This is a genomic window from Flavobacterium sp. YO12 (assembly GCF_004119495.1).
Classification (GTDB): Bacteria; Bacteroidota; Bacteroidia; order Flavobacteriales; family Flavobacteriaceae; genus Flavobacterium.
Genome location: NZ_NRQU01000034.1, coordinates 1 through 23,407, shown reverse-complemented (window position 1 = coordinate 23,407; position 23,407 = coordinate 1). Strand labels below are relative to the sequence as shown.

The window sequence follows — 23,407 nt, the reverse complement described above, 5'->3', positions numbered from 1 at the left end:
TTACTATTATGCTTAAACAGTTTTTATGGGTAGAGTGAGTTACTGCTAAAAAGGTTAGATAGTGAATATAAAGAGGGTAATTTAGTTAGGGCAGAAAAAGGATTCCAGTCTCTTCTTAATTTCGATGTAGGTGACAGTAGAGTTACTACTAATCTGCCATAGCTTTTTGTGATAAAATTGTAGGGAACTCTACCAGTTCTTTTAAATAAGTAGGTTAATCTTTTTTATAAAAACCGTCTTAGCTTTTTGTGGCACAATCGGAGACGATCCCAATTAAAAAAATCGATCCTTTTTTAATGAAAATTTCAAAAAGCGCCTTAACTTTTTGTGGTAAAAAAGGTATCCGCTCCATTTTTGAGTATATCGAAATCTGGTACAATAAAAAAGAAGGCATTCTGCATTGAACTATAAAACTATTGAAGAATTTAATAAACTAAGTTAATTACAAAAAATGTAACTTAACTTTTTCTCTAGTTTTTGTTTGCATATCCAAATATTAAAACAAAAGCCTTTCAATTGGGTTTTATCCATTGAAAGGCTTTTTATAAAACTGATTTTAAGTTGTTTTGTTACTAGATTGTATTCCGTTTTGTTTCTTATTAGGCCTGTTTTTTATAAAAGGATTATATGAAAAACTTAATTTTTTTATTCAATACAACAAAAAAAGGTGGCCTATATAAGTTTAAATATATTGAGTTAATATCCAAAATTCTGATCCTCAGGAAATATTTTGTCGTTAGAGTTTATTTCATTTAAAGGTATAGGAAGTAGTAAATTCTTTTTTAAGAAATCTTCAGAAAGAACACCATTATTAAGTATATAATCTCTGAATTGTCCTGAAGTAATATTATTGGCAATTTCAAGATTGTATCTGTATTGAACATTTTTATTGTTGTTATGGAGCTCCATTACTTTTTTTAAGTAAGTGGTTCCTCTACGTCGGATATCTTCAAATAAGTTTGGTTCTCCAGCCATTTCAAACATTCTTTCAAAAAAGATTTTCTCACGCATTGCATCTTTACTTAGTGCAGTTTGAGATTGCGGATAGGTAGCTCCTGTATTAGAATTTCTGGCACGGGTTAAAACTTGATTTAAGTATGTTAATGCTTGACCGCCATTGTTTAATTCGTTTTCAACATCTGCCATTAATAATAGTAAATCTGCATAACGGAAGAGAATCAAATTTTTAGGGTCATATTGAGCATTAGCAATTACTGTAGAGAGCATCTTATTATTCAAAGGATTTAATGACTTCTCATTAGCCGTATTGTTATTCCAAGTATTTCTAACAGAAATTGGTATTGTAGTAGAGGTAAAGTCGTAATCTGGATTTGTTGCTGTGTTTCCAATATTACGTGGTGCTGAGGCATACATGTCGTAAATAACTGGTGCAGTTGGAGTACCTGTATTAAATAGTGGATATGTACAATAAGTTTGAGCAGTATTTGAAGCATTTACATATTTCGATAAATAAGTAGATGCTATACGAGGATCGTCTGGGTAAGTACCGCGATGAAGGTCATAAAATGCTCTGTCAATTTTAATGTTTCCAAAAGAGGGTTGAAGTGCAGCAATTCTAACCCCATTACTTGGGCCAAAATTATAGGAAGCACGTAGATTAATACCAATAGCATCGGTAAAGTTAATTTGAAATATAGATTCTGAAGAATTACTATGAGTAACCCATAAATCACCAAATTTAGTTGCTAAAGTAAATTTTCCAATTGCTTTGTCTCCATATGTTTTTGCTAATGTGTACAAAGCAGTTGCATCATTGCCGTCTGCTTGAGAATGGTTTGCCATCATCCAGTAACATTTAGCAACAAGGGCATTAGCAGCATCTTTTGTTGCTAAACCTTTCATACTTTCGGTTGAAGGTAGATTTTCTGCTGAAAATATTAAATCATTAACGGCCTGATCATATACAGCTGTTCTTTCACTTAAAGTATTGTGTAAATTGCTTGTCGAAAGAGGTTCTGTTATTATAACTGCCTTTCCAAACAAGTTAGCTAATTGAAAATAAGCAAAGCCTCTCAAAAATCTAGCATGTGCAATAGCTCTAGCTTTATAGGCAGCAGGGAGAGTAGAACCTCCCATTCCATTTATTAAATAATTGCTTTCAGAAATAACTTTGTAGAATCCTGACCATATACTATTTATTGAATTATTTGCTGCGTAAATATTATATCTTGCCGTTGTTTCAAAACGATCACCATCGCTTCTTCCCCAATAAACTCCGTTATTCAAGGTTCCTTCATGCAACTGCTGGCCATAAAGATTACTGCTTCCTAACCAACCATAGTTTTGCATTATAACCGACTCGGCAGTAGTTTGATTGTTAAAAACAGTTGTAGAAGTTAAATTATATTTAGGTTCTTCTTCTAAAGAACACGATATGCTGACGATTGATACTAAAACAACCACTAAGCTCGTTATATTGAATTTCATTTTCATAGCTTATTTTTTTAAAACGTTAAATTTAGACCTAGAATAATTTGTCTTTGTACGGGGAAAGAATAAAGATCAAATCCTCTTCTTAGAGGGTCAAAGTTGAAAGATCTACTGCTAGGGTCATAACCGCTATAATTGCTTACTGTAAAAGGATTTTTTGCAGCAGCAAATATATCGATACTATTTAATCCTAATTGTTTAGAGATTTTTTCTTCGAAAGTATAACCTAAAGTTATGTCAGTACATCTTAAGTAGCTTCCGTCTTCAAGGTAACGGTCATAAATATGTCCATTAGCTAGAGTACTATTAATTGAAGGATATACGTTTGAAGGATTTGTTGTTGTCCAAGCATTTGCAACGGCTTCAGGTTTCATGTTTCTGTCTCCATTTTGAGAACCGGCTAAGTTAATGTAGCGGTTGTTGGCATTTAAAATATCACCTCCTTGTACACCTGAAAATGAAGCTTTGAATCGTAATTGCTTATAATTTAGGCTGGTTTGAAATCCATAAGTATAGTTTGGATTTGGATCACCAATAATGGTTTTGTCAGATATATTAATAACACCGTCGCCATTTGCATCTACTACTTTAAGGTTTCCTGCTGCTGCTGAACTTGCAAAAGGAGCGCCTACTTTATAAGTGTCTGTTTGTTGTACAATACCGTCGGTTTTAAATCCGTAGAAAAGTCCAGGAGCTTGACCTTCAATAAAGATATTAGCTGCGCCGAAGTGATCTCCAGCAGTGTTACCAAGAAATGCTGTTTTTGTACCTAAAGCGCCCCAAGTACCTGGTGTACTTCCTATTTTATTAATGGTAGATTTGTTAAATGCAATATTTCCGCCAATAGACCATTTTAAATCTTTTTTACGGATGAGATCTACATTTAATGCAGCCTCAACTCCTTTGTTTTCGATTTCTCCTCTGTTAACTGTTAGTGAACCGTAAGCTGTAGAACCTGGTATATCAATATTTACAAGTAAATCTTTAGTTGTTTTATTGTAAACATCTATTGCTCCAGAAATTCTGTTATTAAAAAAGCCAAAGTCAACTCCTGCATTTATAGATTCTGTACTTTCCCATTTTAAGTTAGGGTTAGTTATTCCGTTAACACCCAAACCTTGTATTTGAGCTCCAGCAACTGTTGCATAACCAACACCTGGAGTTCCATAGCCAAATATGGTTGAATATGGATTTATATTTTGACTTCCTGTAGCTCCATATCCTGCACGTAGTTTAAATTGGGATAACCAGTCGGCTTTGTCAGCTATAAAGTCTTCTTGAGTTACGTTCCATGCCAAAGCAAATGATGGAAAATACCCCCATCTGTTTTCAGGACTGAATTTACTGGTTCCATCTGCACGTATAGTACCTGTAAGAACATATTTTCCGTTAAAAAATGATGCGTTTAATCTAGCCAGGTAGGATAGTAATTGGTAATCGCTTTGAACCGGAGTTAAAGTTTGTACACTAGTAGCAGTATGCAATCCATTCGAACGTAAATTTGTGTAAGCAAAGCCCTTTCCTATTGCACCTGTACTTGAGAATTGATAAACATCATAAGTTACTCCTGCAGTAGCATCGATGTTCATTATCCCAAAAGATTTATTAAAGAACAAGAGGTTTTCAACATTATAATTATTACGTTTTAAAATGTCTTGAGTTAAGTAACCATTGTAAAGAAAACCATTGTATAAAGGTAAACCATACCAGTTTTTTCTATCTACATTGTTTAAGTTACCTCCAGTTCTAAAAGTATATTTTAGGTTTTTAGTGATTTTATAGTTAGCATCAAAAGCACCTGTGAAACGGTATTCATTTGTAATATCATCATAATCTGTAAGCCAACTATATACTGTAGCTCTAGTATCCACATCGGTTGCAAAAGTTACATCGTCAGTAGGTCTCACATAAGGGGCAGAACTCGTTGCTGTAGATAGAAGACCTCCAGAAATTCTACCAACGGTATTTCCTCCAGACATCATATTATTTTTTCTTAAATACCCACTAACCTGAAAACCTAATGATAGTTTATCTGTGATATTAGTATTTAAGTTCAAGCGAAAATCGCCATGTTTCAAACCGGTATTTTTAATAATACCTTCCACATTTTTATAAGAAGTAGAAAAGCTATATTTTGTATTTTCAGATCCACCATTTATATTCAAATTATAATCTTGAGATAATGCTGCTCTTGTTACTTCTTTTTGCCAGTCTCTATTGCTAATTGCAGTTTCCTTCCTAACATTTGCTCCAGTTTCGTCTACACCTGTGTATGCATACTTTATGTCGTTACCAATCACAAATCTTTGATCATTTGGGTATTTAGTATTCCAGAAAGTTGCATATTCGTTAAGATTCATCAGATCTAAAAATTTTGTTGGTTCAGCCACAGAAAAATTTGCGCTTACTCGAATGGTTGCTTTACCTGCTTTACCTTTTTTGGTAGTAATTAAAATAACACCATTGGCACCACGAGAACCATAGATAGCAGTTGCAGAAGCATCTTTTAAGATCTGAATATCTTCGATATCATTAGGGTTTATACCTGCCAAAGGATCTAGTGTAGGCTGATAATCTCCACTTGAATTACGCATGGTTTGTCCAGTAGGGGATTGAGGTACATTATCAATTACATACAAGGGTTGGCTGTCTCCTTGAAGTGAATTTGCACCACGAATAATAATAGAACCTGCAGAACCAGGCGTTGAACCTCCTGTAGATACACTTACACCTGCGACCTTTCCTTGTAGTAAGTCTTCAACCGACGTTGCAATAGCAGCTTCATCTCGACTTGGTTTAAAGGAGCTAATAGCACCTGTAAGATCTTTTTTAAGCATAGAGCCATATCCAACGATGACAACTTCGTTCAATTCTTGACTATCTTCTTTAAGAGATACGTTTACAATTTTTTCTGCACCAATAGTTTTTTCTTGGTTATTAAAACCTAAATAACTAAAAACTAAGATGTCACCTTTATTGGCATCTAATTTATAGATTCCATCAAAATCTGTTAATGAACCTCTTGTGCTATTTTTAATATGGACATTTACACCGGGTATGGGTGAACCTTTATCATCAGTAACCTTTCCGGTTACCACTTTTATTTGGGCTAACAAAGTACTGCTAGCCATAATAGTAAAAAGAAATGATAGTATCAAACTTCTTTTGCTCATAAAAATTGTGTTTTAGTTAGTTTAGAAAATATTGTTTTTGGTTATTTAAAAATTTAAAGCATCATTCTGAAATTAAAGAATGATCTGCAGTTTTTGTAACTTTCTTTTTTTTATAGAGTTGGATATAATAATTGTCTAATATCTCAGAATCTTTATATTTTACTCTTAATTCCTGTAGTTTAGTTTTCATCATTTCGGCAATATCTTTATAAGCCGGATCATCATAAACATTGTGCAATTCGTTAGGGTCTTTTTCTCTGTCGTACAATTCCCAGGCATCAATATCATAATAGAAATGAATCAATTTGTATTTTTTTGTTGCGATTCCGTAGTGTCTTTTTACAGCATGTTCTGCGGGATATTCGTAATAATGATAATAGATAGCATCTCTGTCCCATTTTTCTTTTTTGCCTAATAGTAGCGGAACTAAACTTTTTCCCTGCATATCATTTGGTGCTTTAACTCCGGCAATCTCTAAGAAAGTTTGCGCAAAATCAAGATTTTGTACCATTTCATCTTCAGTTGTTCCTGGTGCTATTTTGTTGGGCCATTTAATTAAAAGCGGAGTTCTAAAAGATTCATTGTACATAAAACGTTTATCAAACCAGCCGTGCTCGCCCAAATAAAAACCTTGATCTGAGGTATACACCACAACAGTATTTTCTGAAAGTTTTTTGTCATCCAGATAATCTAGTAATCGACCCACATTTTCGTCAACGGATGCAATTGTAGCAAGGTAATCTTGCATATAGCGTTGATATTTCCAAACCGTCAGCTCTTTCGGACTCATTTTTGGATAGTTCTTTAAGAATTCTTCGTTTATAGGGCCATACACCGCATCCCAAGCCTGGCGTTCTGCCTTAGTCATTCTGTTTAAACCAGTATTTAGTCTTCGTTCATTAATACCCAAACTATCCAAAATAGAACCTTCTAGTTTATTATCATACGTTAAAAGCATATCTTTTAAAATGTTCATTTCGGCAGATTTAGCAGCACTCGATCTCGTACTATAATCATCAAATAAAGTTTCGGGCAACGGAAATGTCTTTTTGGTAAACTCCTTATAATACTTTTCTTTAGGAAGCCAAGGTCGATGCGGCGCTTTGTGCAAGTACATCAATAAAAAAGGTTTTGTTTTATCCCGACCTTTCTCCAGCCAGTTTAATGTTAGATCTGTAGTAATATCTGTCACGTAACCCGTTATTATAGTATCACCTTTTTTAGTAATAAATTCCGGATTGTAATAATCGCCCTGATCAGGCAAAATCATAAATTCATCAAAACCTTTAGGATTATTACCAAAGTGTAATTTTCCAAACATTGCCGTTTGATAACCTGCTTTTTGCAGTAATTGCGGAAAGGTTACATTCGAGGTATCAAACTTACTTAAGTTATCTATTTTACCATTTAAGTGACTGTGTTTTCCCGTAAGAATTACAGCTCGGGATGGAGAGCAAATAGAATTGGTTACACTTGCATTCGTAAAAATCATTCCTTCATGAGCAATGCGATCTATATTTGGAGTTTGCATTAATTTATTATCATAAGCACTAATAGCTTGATAAGCATGATCATCAGACATTATAAAAATTATATTAGGCTTTTGTTTTTCAGTAACTTGATTTTTGTGAACTGAGCAAGCAGTTATACATAAAATTACAGCTCCTAAGATTCCGTTTTTGGGAGCAAAGACGCTGTAATTTTTTATTTTAAAAGAAGGAAATAAGTTGATTGAAGTAATATTCATTATTTATAACTTTTATTGAGTAAACTATTGGTTAAATTGAAAACTAATTGGGGCAAAAATATCATTTGTATTAAATTATTGTTAATATTGTAGGCCTACATAAAGGTTACATGTGAGGAATTTTAAGGTTACATCCCTACTTTTGCGCCTATAGTTTTTAATGACTAAAAGCCGAAAAAAGAATAAATTATGATACTACGATTAAGGTTAATAAATTTTATATTTTTTGTATTTCTATTACAACAAACTTCTTTGCACTCCCAGACACATGCTTTACGATTTAAACGAATTACATCGCAACACGGCTTAACCACAAATAGAGCCAATGCCGTATTTCAGGATTTTAATGGAGTACTTTGGGTAGGAAATAAAATAGGAATAAACAGCTTTGACGGAGAGCTAACAAAAATCTATCACGTTGGTGAAAACAATAGTGTGAATCAATTTTTTGAAGACGTTTACAAGAACCTTTGGGTAGCCACAGAGTTTGGACTTTATTTTTTTGATAAGAAACAGAATGATTTTGTTAGAATTAAATTCAATGCAGAAAAAATTAAGGTTTTATTTAATTCTAATGTGTTGTGTGTCTCGCAAGTAATAGAAAACGAACTATTAATAAGTGGAGGAAAAGGTTCTTTAGTCAAGTTTAAAGTGGATCAAAATGGACAAGTCGTCGACAATTCAATTAAAGTTTTAGACAAACGAAAGATAAACGGATATGTTACCAAAATTGTAAAAGGTTACAATTCTGGATTTTGGTTAGGTACAGATAAAGGCGAAGTATTTTATATCGAAAATGATGTTATAAAAGAATCCGGTTTTGCAAAATCCAGCAATAATTCGTACATAAATGATATGTCTATTGATAATTTGGGTAATCTATGGATTGCTACAAATGGAAATGGACTTTATTCTTATGCGATTGAAAGTAATGCTGTAAAACATTTTTCTAAAGAAGCAAAACAACAAGAATCGACCATAAATAATGATGTAGTAACAAAAGTTTATGCAGAAGGAAAAAATGTTTGGATTGGTACAGATGGAGGAGGACTCAATTTATACAGTCAGGATAAAAAAAGCTTCAATTATTATATGTACGATTTTGGGAACGAGTTCTCTGTATCAGATAATTCTATTATCGACATACAACCAGGATTAAATGGCGTAATCTTATTAGGAACGGTGCATGGCGGAATATCCATTTTTCGAAATAATTATAAAACAGAAAATATTCCGGCTAAAAACTTCCAATTTTTAATTCAGGATCCGCAAGGTTCCCGCGTGATAGAAGACAGCTATAAAAACATTTGGTTATCAGCTGGAAGAGCAGGACTTCGTAGATATAATCCCAAAACAAAAGCATTAAGTGTATTTTCCGGAACTGGATCAGGTACAGGATTTAGAGGTGATATCGTACTTTCTCTTTTTGAAGATTCTAATAAAAGACTTTGGGCAGGAACGCTCAGAGAAGGAATTAATGTGTACGATCTAAAAACAGATAAGTTCTTAGACGTGCCTAAAGGCAGAGAATTGAGAGGTGTTTTTTCAGTAGCCGAAGATAAAGAAAGCAATATTTGGATTGGTCATAGAAATGGTATTACTATTTACAGCAAGGAGTTAAAACTGATAAATAAAATAAAACTCGCAGCCAATGTTAATTCAAATTCAAATCAGGTAAATTGTATTTATAAAGATCTTGCAGGAGCAATGTGGATAGGAACAACAGATGGTCTTTTTAAATATGAAAAAAGAGGTAATAGTTTTCTAAAAACTACTTACAAACACAACGCAAAAGATGCTCATTCTTTAAGTAGCAGTTATATTTTATCAGTGGTAGAAACCTACGATCACTCAATTCTGGTAGGAACTTATGGAGAAGGATTAAATACATACATACGAAAATCTGGAAAATTTGAAAAGGTAGCAAATGGCGACAGAATCAAAGGCGGGATTATACGTGGAATTTTGCAGGATAATCAAAAAAATATTTGGCTTAGTACAAACACAGGTTTAACAAAAATAGACACAAATCACAATGTATCTAATTTTGGAATGGCCGATGGTATTTATCCATTTAATGGAGGTGCCGCAAGTTTAGATTCTGGCGGAAAAATATTAATGGCAGGTGTTTACGGATTATCTTATTTTAGGCCTGAAAAATTAAACTATAATATTTATTTTCCTCATGTTTATTTTACTTCAGTTAAAGGAGTAAACGGAAAAAAAGAGTTTGTTTATCCTTTTGCCGAAATAGCAAACGATACGGTAGTTATTGAACCTGACAATAAATTCTTGAATATAAATTTTGCTTCCTCAGAATTGTATTCGAAAAGTAGTATCGAATATCAGTTTTTAATGGTTGGACTTGATGAGAATTGGCAAAACTTAAACGGACAAAATAAAATATCTTTTTCGAATTTAAATCCGGGCAAATATGAGTTAAGAGTTAGAGCAACTAATAATTTAAAATTGTGGGATAAAAAGTATACCTCACTGTACATCATTGTTAAGCCGTCATTTTGGCAAAGACCTATTGTGAGAATTATGATGGTTTTATATTTTATCGGAATGCTTTTATTAGTGTACAATTGGAGAACTTCTAACATTAAAAAACAGAAAGAAAAGCTCGAAAAACTTCTTGACTTAAAAACTATTGAGATCAAAGAACAAGAGCAAAAAATATCTCAGGACAAGATTTCTATCTTAGAATACGAGAAGCAAAATCAAGTCCTAAAACAAAAAAAGTTAGAAGATGAGCTGACTTTCAAAATAGATGAACTTACCAATAATACACTGCGAACCATACACAAGAACAATTTGCTGAACGATATAAAAGACAAGCTTAAAATCGAAGTAAAAAGTAAAACCATTGATAAAACCAGTTTGCAAAGTATAGTCGATCATATCAATGATAGTTTTATACTCGATGCAGATTGGGAAAGCTTTTACACCGTTTTTAATCAAGTGCATCCTACCTTCATTAAAAGTCTAAAGAAGCAGTATCCTGCGCTGAGTGAGCGTGAGGTAAGATTATGTGCCTTAGTTTTAATAAATTTTTCGTCGCAGCATATCGCAACACTTTTTGGAATATCGTTAACCTCAGTAAAAGTAGCAAGGCATCGATTGCGAAAAAAACTAAATATACCAAATGGCAAATCTGTAAAACAGTTTATGTCTGAGTTACCATTGGAATAATCACTAAAAGCAAATTCCAATGGCAGAAAAAGATAAGTCTTTAAGCAACCTATTTGCTTTTAGACTTTCAATATTCGTGAGTTATACTTTTAATATTTGTTTGTATACTTCTTTTGTGTGCTAAGTATTTTATTTTTAGTTTTTTAGTTTTGGTTTTAAGTACTAATGTAACTTAAATGTAGTAGTGAAGTAACGTATTTGTAACCCTCAAAAAAGTCGTCTAAGTAGTTTTAATTTTATTTTTGGACAGTTGGAGTTTAAGATTTATTTACATTAAAATAACTTAAAAACGTCAAAACATTCGGCAGAATTAAAACACTGTATTATTGTATTTTTTGATTGTGTTTTTTCCTCAAAGTAAACAATTCGAATACTTCAATTTTAAAGAATGTTCGACAAAAATAAAATTACATAATAATAATGAAAAGAAACTATTGTTGCAGAATATTAGTATTGGCTGTGGTGTATTACGGATTTACATCTTGTTCTGTTCGTAAGAATACAGCAGAAAAAAAGAATCCAATTAGCTATAAATTAGTGTTAGAAGATAATTTTGATGGCGAAGTATATAATACAAAATTATGGAGTGCTTACCCGTCACAAAATGCAAGATCGCCCTGGAATAGATTTGTAGTTGATGATAAAATGCTGACAGAAGTTAAAAATGGTAATTTGTTTGTAAGAGCACGTTGGAACAATGAAGAAGAACATCCTGAAACTGGAGCTATACAAACCAAAGATAAGTTTAGTTTTAAATACGGAAAAATTGAAGTGAGAGCAAAGTTCAATAAAGCGGGTCAGGGAGGATGGCCTGCAATATGGCTAATGCCTCAAAATCCAATATATCCGGAATGGCCAAAAGGTGGAGAAATTGATATTATGGAAAGGCTTAATAATGACAATTTTGTCAATCAAGTAATTCATCAGAGCGATGGTGATTTTAAACCAATATCAACAGGGAAAACCCCTTTGATTTCGTCTACAGAATACAATACATACGGCGTTATAAAACTACCTAATAAGATAGAATTTTATGTGAATAACGTATTAGTTATGACACACGAACCCAAAGGCGACTTTGCTAAAAATTGGCCTTTTGAAACCGATTATTATATTATTTTGAATCATGCATGCGCAGATAAAGGAAAGGCAGGAGTTAAATTTTGGCCCGGATTTGTAACCTCAACTGAAGGATTTCCATACGAAATGGCGGTAGATTATGTAAAAGTTTGGAACGTCGTTGAGTAAAACAAAATCTTTCAAAAAATCTAATTAGAGTAAAAAACGAATCAAAAAATAATTCAGTATGAAAAGAAGTCTAATAGTATTATTAGTAAGCAGCATTTTAATTTCTGCATGCGTTAATCCATATAAGAATTCCCAGAATATGGTATCAGATTATCTAATAATTCCAAAACCACAATCATTAGAAATATCACAAGGGAGGTTTTTAATAACTCCTCAAACCAAAATTTCCGGAACCTCAGATTTAGAGAATGAAGGACAATATTTGGCCTCTTTTTTAACGCTTACCACAAAAATGAATATTCCGTTTGTAACCCAAAGTTCTGGTACGATCGAATTAAAAATAGATAAAAACATTAAAGAAGACGAAGGTTATATACTTTTAGTTACGAGTGATAAAATTCTTATATCAGGAAAAAACTCTACAGGCGTTTTTTACGGAATTCAAACTTTAAAGCAATTATTACCAGCATCACTAGAAACAGGAAAAACTAGCACAAATAAAATTACTATTCCTGCAGTTACGATTAAAGACAACCCGAGATTCTCGTATAGAGGAATGCATTTGGATGTGGGAAGACATATTTTTCCTGTGTCGTTCATAAAAAAGTACATCGATCTTATTGCATTGCACAAAATGAATACACTGCATTGGCATTTAACCGAAGATCAAGGCTGGCGTATAGAAATAAAAAAATATCCAAAACTTACTGAAGTAGGATCTAAAAGATACGGAACTATTACAGGACATTTTCATCAGGAAACAGGTAATGATGAAACAGAATACGGAGGTTTTTATACACAAGAAGAAGTAAAAGATATCGTAAAATATGCCACTCAAAGACATATTACTGTTATTCCCGAAATTGAACTTCCCGGTCATGCAAGTGCCGCGATAGCCTCTTATACTTTTTTAAGCTGTTTCCCGGACGAACCTACATTCGTAACAAACAACATGGGATCGAAAGCAGGAAAAGAAGCGCAGGCAAAAGGAAGTTCAAAAATTGTTCAGGAAACCTGGGGTGTATTTGATGACGTGTTTTGCGCCGGAAACGAAAAGACCTTTACATTTTTAGAAGATGTTTTAGCCGAAATTATTCCACTGTTTCCTTCAGAATATGTTCATATTGGTGGAGACGAATGTCCAAAATCAAATTGGCAGCGCTGTCCTGCCTGTCAAAAAAGAATCAAGGACAATAAACTGGCCGACGAACATGAATTACAGAGTTATTTTATACAGCGTATTGAAAAATACTTAAACACAAAAGGTAAAAAAATTATTGGTTGGGACGAAATTCTCGAAGGAGGTCTGGCACCAAACGCAACAGTAATGTCCTGGCGCGGAGAAAAAGGCGGAATCGAAGCTGCAAAACAACATCATAACGTTATTATGACTCCGGGGACGCATTGTTATTTTGACAAATATCAAGTAGATAAACAGGATTATGCAAAAGAACCGTTAGCTATTGGAGGTTTTATATCTGTCGAAAAAGTATACAGTTATGATCCAACCCCAGATGCCTTAACCGCTGAAGAGAAAAAATATATACTTGGCGCTCAAGGCAATGTTTGGACAGAATATATGGACACGACAAATTATGTAGAATATATGGTTTTGCCTAGAATGTCGGCCCTGTCAGAAGTAGTTTGGACTCCAAAAGAAAATAAGAACTGGAACGATTTTAAATTTCGTTTAAATACAATGAAAGTGCTTTATGATGCTTTGGGAGTAAATTATGCAAAACATGTTTTTGAAACTAAAAAGGATAATACCCCTTGATATTGAGAACAATCGATTAGAAAAATAACTTACTATAATAGCTTATCAAAATATGAAGATTTTAAAAAAAAATAATTATTGGGTTTTATTATTGATGTTTTGCATCTCCTTTCAAGTCGTTTATTCGCAAGTTAAAACTTCAAAATCCAGGCAAATAGTTTCTTTAAATAAAAACTGGAAATTCCATTTAGGTAGTGCCAACAATCCATCAAAAGACTTTGACTACAGCATCGTTCGTAATTTTACCATTGCAGGCGGCGGAGGTGGTTGTATTGTTCCTGAATTTAAAGATGATGATTGGCGTACCGTAAATATACCACACGATTGGGCGGTCGAACTTCCTTTTGAATACCACAAGCATTTTGATGTGCAAAGCCATGGTTATAGACCCGTTGGGGGTTTTTATCCAGATAATAGTATTGGTTGGTATAGAAAACATTTTACGGTCGATAATACAAAAGAAGGACAACGTTTTATTATTCGTTTTGAAGGAGTTTATCGCGATTTCAAAATTTGGGTAAACAACAATTATATCGGAAGTACTTTTAGCGGGTATTCTGAAAGTTCATTTGATATAACAGATTTTATAGAATTCTCAAAAGACAATGTTATTGTAGTTCGCGTTGATGCCACTCAGTACGAAGGTTGGTTTTATGAAGGAGCAGGGATTTACAGGAACGTTTCTCTAGAAGTATTAAGTCCGGTGCATATTCCGGAGTATGGAGTTTATGTATCTGCAAAAGTAGAAAAAGCTAAAGGAGTAGTTCAGGCGCAAACTTCAGTAAAGAATCAAGAAGGAAAAACAACAGATTGTTCAGTTGTTTCTTATTTGATAAATGCAAAAGGAGTAAAAGTTACTAAATCATTGACAGAGAAACTAACCGTTAAAAACAATGAAAGTGCTGTGACAATTCAAAATTTCACTATTAATAAACCTGAATTATGGGATTTGGAAAGTCCGAATTTATACCGTTTGGTTTCGCTTGTAAAAAAGAATGGTATAACGACAGACAGTACTCAAACTGAATTTGGAATTAGAACTTTTGACTATGATGCAGAAAAAGGATTTTCGTTGAACGGAAAATCCATGAAAGTAAAAGGAATGTGTGTACATCAGGATCACGCTGGTGTTGGAACTGCAGTTCCGGATGCATTGGTGTATTACCGAATAAAATTATTGAAAGAAATGGGCGTTAACGCTTACCGTTGCAGTCATAATCCGCCATCAAAATCAGTTTTAGAAGCCTGTGATAAGTTAGGAATGATGGTTTTAGATGAGATCAGAGTAATTGGTACAGGTAAAGAATATTTGGAACAATTTGAAAAACTAATTTTAAGAGATCGCAACCACGCAAGCATCATGCTTTGGAGTCTTGGAAATGAAGAAACAGGAGTTCAGAATACAGACTTAGGACGACGTATGGCGCATACTTTGGTACAAAGACAAAAAGAGTTAGACCCTTCGAGATTAAGTACGTATGGCGGAAATAACGGTATTAAATATCTTGGTATAAATCAGGAAATGGATGTAAGAGGTTTTAATTATCATATAAAAGAATTAGACGATTATCATAAAGAACATCCTAAGCAACCCATTATTTTTAGTGAAGTATCGAGTATGGTTAGCTCTAGAGGAATGTATGTAAAAGATTCCATAAAAGGTTACTTGCCGGATTATGATTTGAACAAACCACGTTGGGGACAAACTGCCGAAGAATGGTGGAAATTTACAGTCGACAGACCTTGGCTTATGGGAGGTTTTGTTTGGACAGGTTTCGATTACCGCGGAGAACCTACACCATTTACATGGCCTAACGTCAATTCTCATTTTGGAATAATGGATGTTTGTGGTTTTCCAAAAAACACCTACTATTATTATCAAAGTTGGTGGACAGATAAAGACGTTATCAAGATCTATCCGCATTGGAATGGTTATAAAACGGGTGAGAAAGTAAATGTATGGTGTAATAGTAATGCTGATGAGGTCGAATTATTGTTAAACGGAAAAAGCCTTGGAAAAAAAGCAATGCCTAGAAACGGACATTTAGAATGGGAAGTTGTATACGAACGCGGGAAACTCGAAGCCGTTGGTTTAAAAAACGGAAAGACAATTCGAACTTTTGTAGAAACAACTGATAAAGCCTATCAAATTGTTTTGACACCTGATCGTAAAATTATTAATGCTGACGGAAATGATGTATCTGTCATAAATGTAACGGTCCTCGATAACAAAGGAAGAGAAGTTACTAATGCTATGAATTTGATTCAGTTTAACCTTAACGGCGATGCTCGTATTCTTGGTGTAGGTAACGGCGATCCAAGTTCTCATGAAGCTGACAAATGTCTTGATGGCAATTGGAAACGTTCATTATTCAACGGAAAATGTCAAATTATTTTGGAGTCTTCAGAAAAAGAAGGAGAGTTTGTATTGAAAGCTTCTTCTGAAGGTTTGAAAAATGCGACCGTGACCATAATCCAAAAAAGAGATAAAATATAAAAGCTTAAAGCTTTGTTTAAATTAAAAGACAGCAGTAGAGAAAGAGTCGTTTTACCTTAAAAAATCAATAGAACATTAATGGATTTTCAAATTACTACAACACACTTTCTGTTGTAGTGACAAGGATATTCTATGTCTTTTGTTTGCCAAATAAAATGACTCTTTCTTTAATAAAACCATTAAAAAAGATTGCTTATAGATTGACCAAAAATTAACCAAAAACAACCGTTTATTATGAAAAAAGTATTACTTATTGCTTTTTTATTTACCATTAACCAGGTAATGAAAAGTCAGACCATCAACCAGAGCATCATCTTTTCGGGCACGACAAGTAGTTACGCTTCTTTTGGGAATATTAATGAATTAAATGGAGTGAACCAGTTTTCTTTTGAAGCTTGGGTTTATATTAATGCTTGGAATGTAAATAGTTATGTTTTTAGCAAAACTGCTGCGACACTTCCTGCTCAAAATAGAATCGACATTCAGTTAGGACAGCTTTCAACAAAAAGATTATATTTTCATGTTGCCAACAATGGCAATAGTTATGCGCAAGTAGATAATTCGGCCATTGCAGTTGGACAATGGAATCATATCGTTATGGCTTATGATGGTACGAAGTCTGCATACAATATGATTCGTGTTTATATCAATGGAACTCAGGTTACATCTGGTATTACATATTCTTCAGGAAACGGCACACTTCCCACAACGACATCTGCCTCAACAGGAGCTTTTGAACTAGGGAAAAGTTTTGATGGCCGTATCGATGAAGTCAAAATTTGGAATTATGCTATTACGGCTGCAGATATTGACATGAAGAACACCATTAATAAATACCATCCTTTATACGCTAATCTAATTTCGTACTGGAAAATGGATAAAAGCAGCACATCAATTGCTGATACTAAAAATCTTTATCAAGGTACACTTACAGGTGCGTCTTTAGTACCCGTAACAGACAATAATGTTTTTAAATATAAGATTGTAAGTGGTTATATAAGATCTAATTTTTACGAAAGCGGACAAGTCAGTGAAGAGTATGTTCGGAACAATAATGATTTAATATATCTGGCAGCAAATCCTTATGCAAATGGTGATTTATTTTTTGAATATCCTGTAAATAATGGTGTTTTGACAAACGCAACTTATCTTGCCAGTTTTGCTTCAAGAAATGGTGTGATGGATTTTTCAGGTTCCGGAGCTTCCATGAATTGCGGAGGTGATTTGCTTAATAAATCGACAGCGGGACTTGGCGCATTTTCTTTTGCTACATGGGTTTATATTGATCAATGGATTGAAAACAGCAGTATTTTTAGGAAGTACGAATCTGCAACCAAAAATATTGATTTACAATTAGGAACAGCCGCGACAAATCAATTGATTTTTCATCTTTCTAATGGAGCAGATAATTATGTTACGGCCAATAATTCTGGAATTGCCACAGGCGGATGGCATCACGTTGCCGTAACTTATGCAGGAACCGCCGGAGCCAATCAACAAGTTAAAATATATGTTGATGGGATTTCTGTACCCGTTTCTTATAAAAACGGCGACGGATTACTCGCTACAACCGGACCTTTTAGTAGATCAAATTTTGAGTTAGGCGTTAACTTTGATGGAAAATTAGACGAAACCAGCCTTAATTTATTGAGTTTAAGCAGTAGTGAAATCAATACAATCAAGAATAACGAAATAGTGGTCGATTCCTGGAATGAAACCAAAACTTGCGCACACTGGAAATATGACGATGTATCTCAACCCGGAAAAGATTCAAGAACCTGGTTAGGTGTATTAGATGGATTAAAACAGACATTGTCCAGTTATAATGGAGCTGAAATCCGTTTAGGAATTAGTGGAGGCGATTGGAAAACGATGATTGCAACACCTACAGCCAGAACAAACTTTGCCAATAATGTAAAAAATATTGTTGAAACCTATGGCTTTGATGGAGTAGATTTAGATTTCGAATGGTGTTTAACAACTCAGGAATGGACGGATTATAGTGCTGCAATTTTGGCCCTAAATACTGCATTATCTTCAACTTCAAATTTTAGCGTGACGCTGCATCCGTTGTATTATAAAATAAGTCCGGCAGCAATTTCTGTCCTTGATTATGTATCAATACAATCTTATGGGCCAAGTCCGGAACGATTTCCTTATACAGAGTTTGTAAACAATGTTACCGCTATGCTTAATTACGGATATCCTGCTCAAAAACTAATTATGGGAATGCCATTTTATGGAGCTACTACAGATAATACAAAAGCTACCGTAAGTTATAGAGCGATAGTAGCGCAATATCCGTCGCTGGATCCATCATTGGATAATGCATTAATGAATGCGCCTACCTCAAAAGATATCACGTTTAACGGACAGCAAACCATCATAAAAAAAACGAAATATGTTCGGGATATGGCGTTAGCCGGAGTTATGTATTGGGATACCGCAACAGATGTAGATTATCTCAACCAACTTTCGCTTTTGCGAGCATTAAATACAGTTATGAATGCTAATCTGGAATTGACGGTTGCAGGCGGAAGTTTAACCAGTAGAAAAGCCAATAACGAAACCTTGGAAATTAATGCTAATTATGTAGTTTCTGTTTTTTCAGTATATCCAAATCCCGCCCAAAATATTTTTACAGTCGTGTTGCCAGCTGAACAAAAGGGATTCATAAAAATCTATAATTTGACTGGACAGCAATTATTTACACAATCCTTAAACGATCAAAAAGAGATCAGTGTCAACAGCAGCAACTTTAAATCAGGTATTTATATTGTTAAATATATTGACGAAAAAGGAAATTCGAAAACTACTAAGCTTATCAAAAATTAAATACTTTATCAATTATAAAATGAAAAAGAGAATTCAGTTAATGCTTTTCGTAATCATGCTTACGCCAGCATGTTTTTCGCAAAGTAAAAATTTTGTACGTATCGACAAATCCATGTCAGATGAAGAAGTGGTTAACATTGCCGCAACAATTACTCCCTCGGTACAGCAACTGCGATGGCAGCGATTAGAAATAACAGGTTTTATTCACTTTGGAATGAACACTTTTACAGGAAGAGAATGGGGAGAGGGAAAAGATGATCCTAAATTATTCAATCCAGCAGCTTTGGATGCAAGACAATGGGTGAAAACCTGCAAAGATGCCGGAATAAAACAAGTTATTCTTACTGCAAAACATCACGATGGTTTTTGTTTATGGCCCACTAAAACAACAGAATACTCTGTAAAAAACAGTCCTTGGAAAGATGGTAAAGGTGATGTTGTAAAAGAAGTAGCCGATGCTTGCAAAGAGCTAGGAGTTGGTTTTGGGATTTATTTATCGCCTTGGGACAGGAATAATGCTTCTTACGGAACACCTGAATACAATGATTTTTTTATCGAACAATTAACAGAATTGCTGACTCAATATGGAAAAGTTGATGAGGTTTGGTTCGATGGAGCAAATGGAGAAGGTCCTAATGGAAAAAAACAAGTGTATGATTTTGAAAGATGGTATGCACATATTCGAAAGTTGCAGCCTCAAGCAGTTATTGCTGTTTCAGGCCCAGATGTACGTTGGGTAGGAACAGAAACAGGACACGGTCGTGAACAAGAATGGAGTGTAGTGCCTGTTGGGAAAAACAAAAAATATAATGAAGGTTCACAAACCAAGGCTGATGAGCCACCATCCGGAAATAACAGAGGACAGGTTTTAGGAGGCCGCAGTCAATTGAGAGATGGTGATGCCTTAAAATGGTATCCTGCCGAAATGGATGTGTCGATTCGTCCGGGTTGGTTTTATCATGAAGCCGAAGATCAAAAAGTAAAAACAGCAGAATATCTCAAAGAAATCTATTTTCATTCTGTAGGACGAAATGGTGTTCTTCTATTAAATATTCCGCCTGATAAAAGGGGTTTGATTACTGATTTTGACATCACCGTTTTAAAAAGCTGGAAGGCAAAATTGGATAAAATATTTAAAACAAATCTTCTGAATGACTCAAAGGGAATTGGCGCTGTAAAAAAAATAAAACCTTTGCTGGATGGCAATGATGCAACACATATTTCTTTTTCGATGAAAGGAAATGATAATGTAGTTGAATTGGATTTGAAGAAAGAACAAAAATTTAATGTTCTGCTGCTTCAGGAAAATGTCACTATTGGACAACGAGTTGAAAGTTTTGTATTTGAATATTACGATGGCAAAGAATGGAAAAAAGCGACAGAAGGAACAACTATTGGTTTTAAACGTTTGCTGGAGTTTCCTGCAGTAACAGCATCCAAAGTTAGATTGCGTATTTTATCAGCAAGATTGCAACCTGCATTAGCAGAAATGGGATTGTATTTTGATGATGAAAATAAGGTTAAATAAATCTTTTTTTGTGAGTTTTGGTAATTTATCAGTTCGGAGAATGATGCAGTTTGCTGATTAGTTTACTGACAAAGAAATTGTCGTGATACTGTCACGAAAATTAAGCTGATCCCATTTTTTTTAGCTATAATACCAATGAAAAATAAAGAAGTAAAGTTGTTTTATGCTAATCCAATTAGTGAGTGTTAGGGATTTACTAAGCAGATAACTGTAGAAGCTTTTGAGTGCGCCGCAATAGCCAATATTTAAACAATATCATTCAATACCGACTGAGCAAAAAAAATGAAGGAAAATATCTTTCAGAATAAATTTTAAATCCAGTTGTGTCTGCAATTTGGACACAACTGGATTTCATAATATATATTCACAAAAGATGATTTAGAATATTTTTAATTTTTCTTTACTTTGTCCGATAGGCCTAATTCTTTCATGTATTTATTTACCGTACTATAGGATATTTCATATCCTAAGCTGCGTAACTCTGCTGTAATCCTTTCGCGTCCATAGCGCTGTTTAGCCGCAAAGAAGATAGAGGTTATTTCTTTCTGCATTAAGATTTTTCTTTCTTGCGTTTTTGTAAATGATTTATTTTTCCATGCTCGGTAAGTTTTTGTGTTTACGTTCAAAGTTTCACACATTAGTTTAATAGAATATTTTTTTTCGTAGGTATACATGAAATAAAAGATCAATGTTTTTTCTTGAGAAAGGTATTTTCCTGCATTTTTTAAAATTTCAAATTTTAAATCTGATTTTTGAATTTTTCCTTCTAGTTCTTTAATTTTTTGGCTTTCAATATTTGATTTTAAATAAAAATTTTGCTGACCGTCTTCACTGTCGTATTTTTTATATTCTCTACGCCATCGGCTCAATGCACCAGGAAAAAGACATAATTCTTTTTCTAGTTCTGATAAACAATTTCTTTCGTAACTCAGCAGAACAGCTTTTTCTTTAAAAGCAAAATTATATTTTTGTTTATTTCTTTTCATGACATGAATTAATTTTAAAAATTATCGCTATGATTTTGATTGCTTGCTGCATTATATTCCTCTATAGTTTTATAGTTTAATGCTGAGTGTCTCCTTTTTTTATTATACCAGTTTTCGATAAATTCAAATATTTCTTCTCTCATCATTTTTTGGGTGAGCAGCTTGCCTTTGCGATCGATTAGTTCTCTTTTAAAAGAACTGAAAAAGCTTTCAGACACGGAATTGTCCAAATGATCTCCTTTACGGCTCATACTTCTTATACATTTACAGGAGTCTAGTTTAGCGGTAAAGACTCTATTAGCGTATTGAACTCCTCTGTCCGAATGGAATAGTAATCCATTTGAAATTTTTCGATTTGTTACAGCCATTTCCCACGCAGCTAAAGTAGTCCTATCAGTGGAAAGCCTGGTACCTAGACTCCAACCGATTATTTTTCGGTCGTATAAGTCCATGATTATGGTAAGGTATAAAAAACCTTTTTTTGTCTGAATGTACGTTATGTCAGATACCCATACTTTAGAAGGGGCATTAACTACAAACTTTCTATTTAAAACATTTGGAGCTGTATAATAAGTATGATTGGAATCAGTTGTAACTTTAAATTTTCTTTTCACAACTTTACGCAATCCTAAACGGTCCATATAGAAAGCAACTTGCGTTTTAGATATTTTATATCCTCGGTTGTTAAGTTCTTGTGTAATTTTACTTTTTCCGTAATATTTATTAAATTTAAAAAATATTGTTATAATATCATTTTTTAATAAAGCGATCTGTTGTTGTTTTTCTGAAACGCCATCTTTTTCCCACCTGTGATATCTACCATAACCTACTTCTAAAACGTCACACATTTTCAATATCGAGTATTTGTGTTCATTGTCTTTAATGAACTTATAAATTACAAGTTTACCTTTATAAAGATATGGGAATGCATTTTTTAAAATTTCATATCTAAGTTCCGCTTCTTTCGATTTTTTTTCAAGTTCAAAAACTAGTTTCTGTTCAGGATGAACTCTTTCATAACCTGTACCTTGAAAACTTCCTTCTCCAAATTTTTGATATTCTTTTCGCCATCTTGTCAGCAGACACGGCAAGATCCCAAGTTCGTCAGCAAATTCTTTTAAAGTTCTTTTTTCATAACTTAGCTTAACAGCATTCTCCTTGAAAATACGGTCATATTTTTTGTATTTCCCTGTCATAAGTCTGATTATTAGGAATATGCTTGTTTGATTTGTAAACTAAATTAATAAATTCTATTTGTTTTAAAGAATGTTTACCAGCTCGAAATAGACCATTATTTATATTGGTTTAGTTTTAAGTTTTGTTGTATCTGGAAGTATGGTTTATTTTAGTCTTGATATGACACCAGCTTCTGTTGATAGTAGAGGAATAGTTAAAGGATTATTACCAGATGCAGTTTTTTAAAAGATGGTTAATAATTACGTTTTAAAAGCTTGATTACTAGTTTCTTCTGCTTGGAGAGTTTTTAGTGATTAGTCGATCATTTAGCGGTTAAAGAGGTCTATTTCTACTTTGAAATGCAGCCATTTTTCATCGGTTTCTTTCTAGGTATTTTCTAAGCCATCTTGGGTGCAGCGGGCTGTCTTAAAATTCTGTTCCAATATGTTCCCGGCAGAGAGATATTTATGAGAGGAATTTGTGGTTTTTCTGAATTTTATTTGATTCTGCTAGATTGAAGTAAAGTCCTATTTTGATAGTTTTATATCTTTATAAGGAGTTGGAGTCATTGGTAATGAGATATTTTTGTATTTAAACAAATATCATCAAAGTACCACATAATATGAATAGTTTTAATTTATCTTTAAAATTTGAATTAGAAGCTTCTGAAATACATAAATTAAATAAGATGTATTTTGAAAATATCTGTAAGAACAGAATTTTACTCTCTTCTTTTGCAGTATTATTGTTTTTGATTTTGTTTGACTTTAAGAAATGGTAAATGATTTGATAAA

The 23,407-nt window shown here is 33.6% G+C and carries 12 protein-coding genes; 6 read left to right on the top strand and 6 right to left on the bottom strand.

Translation table 11 applies throughout. The features are described 5' to 3' along the window. Positions 1 to 696: 696 nt before the first annotated feature. From BOW55_RS12395 to BOW55_RS12385, 3 genes are all read right to left on the bottom strand, one after another. Entirely contained in the window at positions 697 to 2,454 is a 1,758-nt protein-coding gene (locus BOW55_RS12395) for a RagB/SusD family nutrient uptake outer membrane protein (RefSeq protein WP_129024376.1), read from the bottom strand. 11 nt (positions 2,455 to 2,465) lie between these two features. Next, positions 2,466 to 5,624 carry a TonB-dependent receptor gene (locus BOW55_RS12390; RefSeq protein WP_129024375.1) on the bottom strand — a complete coding sequence of 1,053 codons (3,159 nt, stop codon included), beginning with the start codon at positions 5,622 to 5,624 and terminating at the stop codon, positions 2,466 to 2,468. A gap of 61 nt (positions 5,625 to 5,685) precedes the next feature. Next, positions 5,686 to 7,371 carry a sulfatase gene (locus tag BOW55_RS12385; protein ID WP_129024374.1) on the bottom strand — a complete coding sequence of 562 codons (1,686 nt, stop codon included), beginning with the start codon at positions 7,369 to 7,371 and terminating at the stop codon, positions 5,686 to 5,688. A 189-nt stretch (positions 7,372 to 7,560) separates the two neighbouring features. On the opposite strand from BOW55_RS12385, the gene BOW55_RS12380 reads away from it, so the two are divergent. The 6 genes from BOW55_RS12380 to BOW55_RS12355 all read left to right on the top strand — a co-directional run bounded on the left by BOW55_RS12380 (position 7,561) and on the right by BOW55_RS12355 (position 20,451). Beyond that, positions 7,561 to 10,566, top strand: coding sequence for a triple tyrosine motif-containing protein (locus tag BOW55_RS12380; protein WP_129024373.1), 3,006 nt, complete (start codon positions 7,561 to 7,563; stop codon positions 10,564 to 10,566). A gap of 420 nt (positions 10,567 to 10,986) precedes the next feature. Continuing rightward, positions 10,987 to 11,814, top strand: coding sequence for a glycoside hydrolase family 16 protein (locus BOW55_RS12375; protein ID WP_129024372.1), 828 nt, complete (start codon positions 10,987 to 10,989; stop codon positions 11,812 to 11,814). A gap of 58 nt (positions 11,815 to 11,872) precedes the next feature. Continuing rightward, positions 11,873 to 13,591: a beta-N-acetylhexosaminidase gene (locus BOW55_RS12370; protein WP_129024371.1), complete on the top strand. Its 1,719-nt coding sequence runs from the start codon at positions 11,873 to 11,875 to the stop codon at positions 13,589 to 13,591. 52 nt (positions 13,592 to 13,643) lie between these two features. Continuing rightward, on the top strand, positions 13,644 to 16,088 hold the full coding sequence (galA, locus tag BOW55_RS12365; protein WP_241686549.1) for a beta-galactosidase GalA: 2,445 nt from the start codon (positions 13,644 to 13,646) through the stop codon (positions 16,086 to 16,088). A gap of 234 nt (positions 16,089 to 16,322) precedes the next feature. Then, on the top strand, positions 16,323 to 18,923 hold the full coding sequence (locus tag BOW55_RS12360) for a LamG-like jellyroll fold domain-containing protein (RefSeq protein ID WP_129024370.1): 2,601 nt from the start codon (positions 16,323 to 16,325) through the stop codon (positions 18,921 to 18,923). A gap of 19 nt (positions 18,924 to 18,942) precedes the next feature. Next, positions 18,943 to 20,451, top strand: coding sequence for an alpha-L-fucosidase (locus BOW55_RS12355; protein ID WP_129024369.1), 1,509 nt, complete (start codon positions 18,943 to 18,945; stop codon positions 20,449 to 20,451). A 389-nt stretch (positions 20,452 to 20,840) separates the two neighbouring features. Here the strand turns inward: BOW55_RS12355 and BOW55_RS12350 are convergent, their stop codons facing one another. The 3 genes from BOW55_RS12350 to BOW55_RS21050 form a co-directional block, all read right to left on the bottom strand. Further along, a complete protein-coding gene (locus BOW55_RS12350) occupies positions 20,841 to 21,437 on the bottom strand; it encodes an IS3 family transposase (protein WP_129024368.1) in 597 nt (198 codons plus the stop codon). A 14-nt stretch (positions 21,438 to 21,451) separates the two neighbouring features. Further along, positions 21,452 to 22,633, bottom strand: coding sequence for an IS3 family transposase (locus BOW55_RS12345; RefSeq protein WP_129024367.1), 1,182 nt, complete (start codon positions 22,631 to 22,633; stop codon positions 21,452 to 21,454). Between the two features lie 571 nt (positions 22,634 to 23,204). Beyond that, positions 23,205 to 23,407: hypothetical protein (locus tag BOW55_RS21050; RefSeq protein ID WP_206733607.1), on the bottom strand; the 203-nt coding region annotated here is incomplete at its 5' end.

What these genes read in the sequence shown, in the direction of transcription:
- BOW55_RS12395 (WP_129024376.1), bottom strand. Translation starts at nt 2,454, where the DNA reads ATGAAAATGAAATTCAATATAACGAGCTTAGTGGTTGTTTTAGTATCA.
- BOW55_RS12390 (WP_129024375.1), bottom strand. Translation starts at nt 5,624, where the DNA reads ATGAGCAAAAGAAGTTTGATACTATCATTTCTTTTTACTATTATGGCT.
- BOW55_RS12385 (WP_129024374.1), bottom strand. Translation starts at nt 7,371, where the DNA reads ATGAATATTACTTCAATCAACTTATTTCCTTCTTTTAAAATAAAAAAT.
- BOW55_RS12380 (WP_129024373.1), top strand. Translation starts at nt 7,561, where the DNA reads ATGATACTACGATTAAGGTTAATAAATTTTATATTTTTTGTATTTCTA.
- BOW55_RS12375 (WP_129024372.1), top strand. Translation starts at nt 10,987, where the DNA reads ATGAAAAGAAACTATTGTTGCAGAATATTAGTATTGGCTGTGGTGTAT.
- BOW55_RS12370 (WP_129024371.1), top strand. Translation starts at nt 11,873, where the DNA reads ATGAAAAGAAGTCTAATAGTATTATTAGTAAGCAGCATTTTAATTTCT.
- galA (WP_241686549.1), top strand. Translation starts at nt 13,644, where the DNA reads ATGAAGATTTTAAAAAAAAATAATTATTGGGTTTTATTATTGATGTTT.
- BOW55_RS12360 (WP_129024370.1), top strand. Translation starts at nt 16,323, where the DNA reads ATGAAAAAAGTATTACTTATTGCTTTTTTATTTACCATTAACCAGGTA.
- BOW55_RS12355 (WP_129024369.1), top strand. Translation starts at nt 18,943, where the DNA reads ATGAAAAAGAGAATTCAGTTAATGCTTTTCGTAATCATGCTTACGCCA.
- BOW55_RS12350 (WP_129024368.1), bottom strand. Translation starts at nt 21,437, where the DNA reads ATGAAAAGAAATAAACAAAAATATAATTTTGCTTTTAAAGAAAAAGCT.
- BOW55_RS12345 (WP_129024367.1), bottom strand. Translation starts at nt 22,633, where the DNA reads ATGACAGGGAAATACAAAAAATATGACCGTATTTTCAAGGAGAATGCT.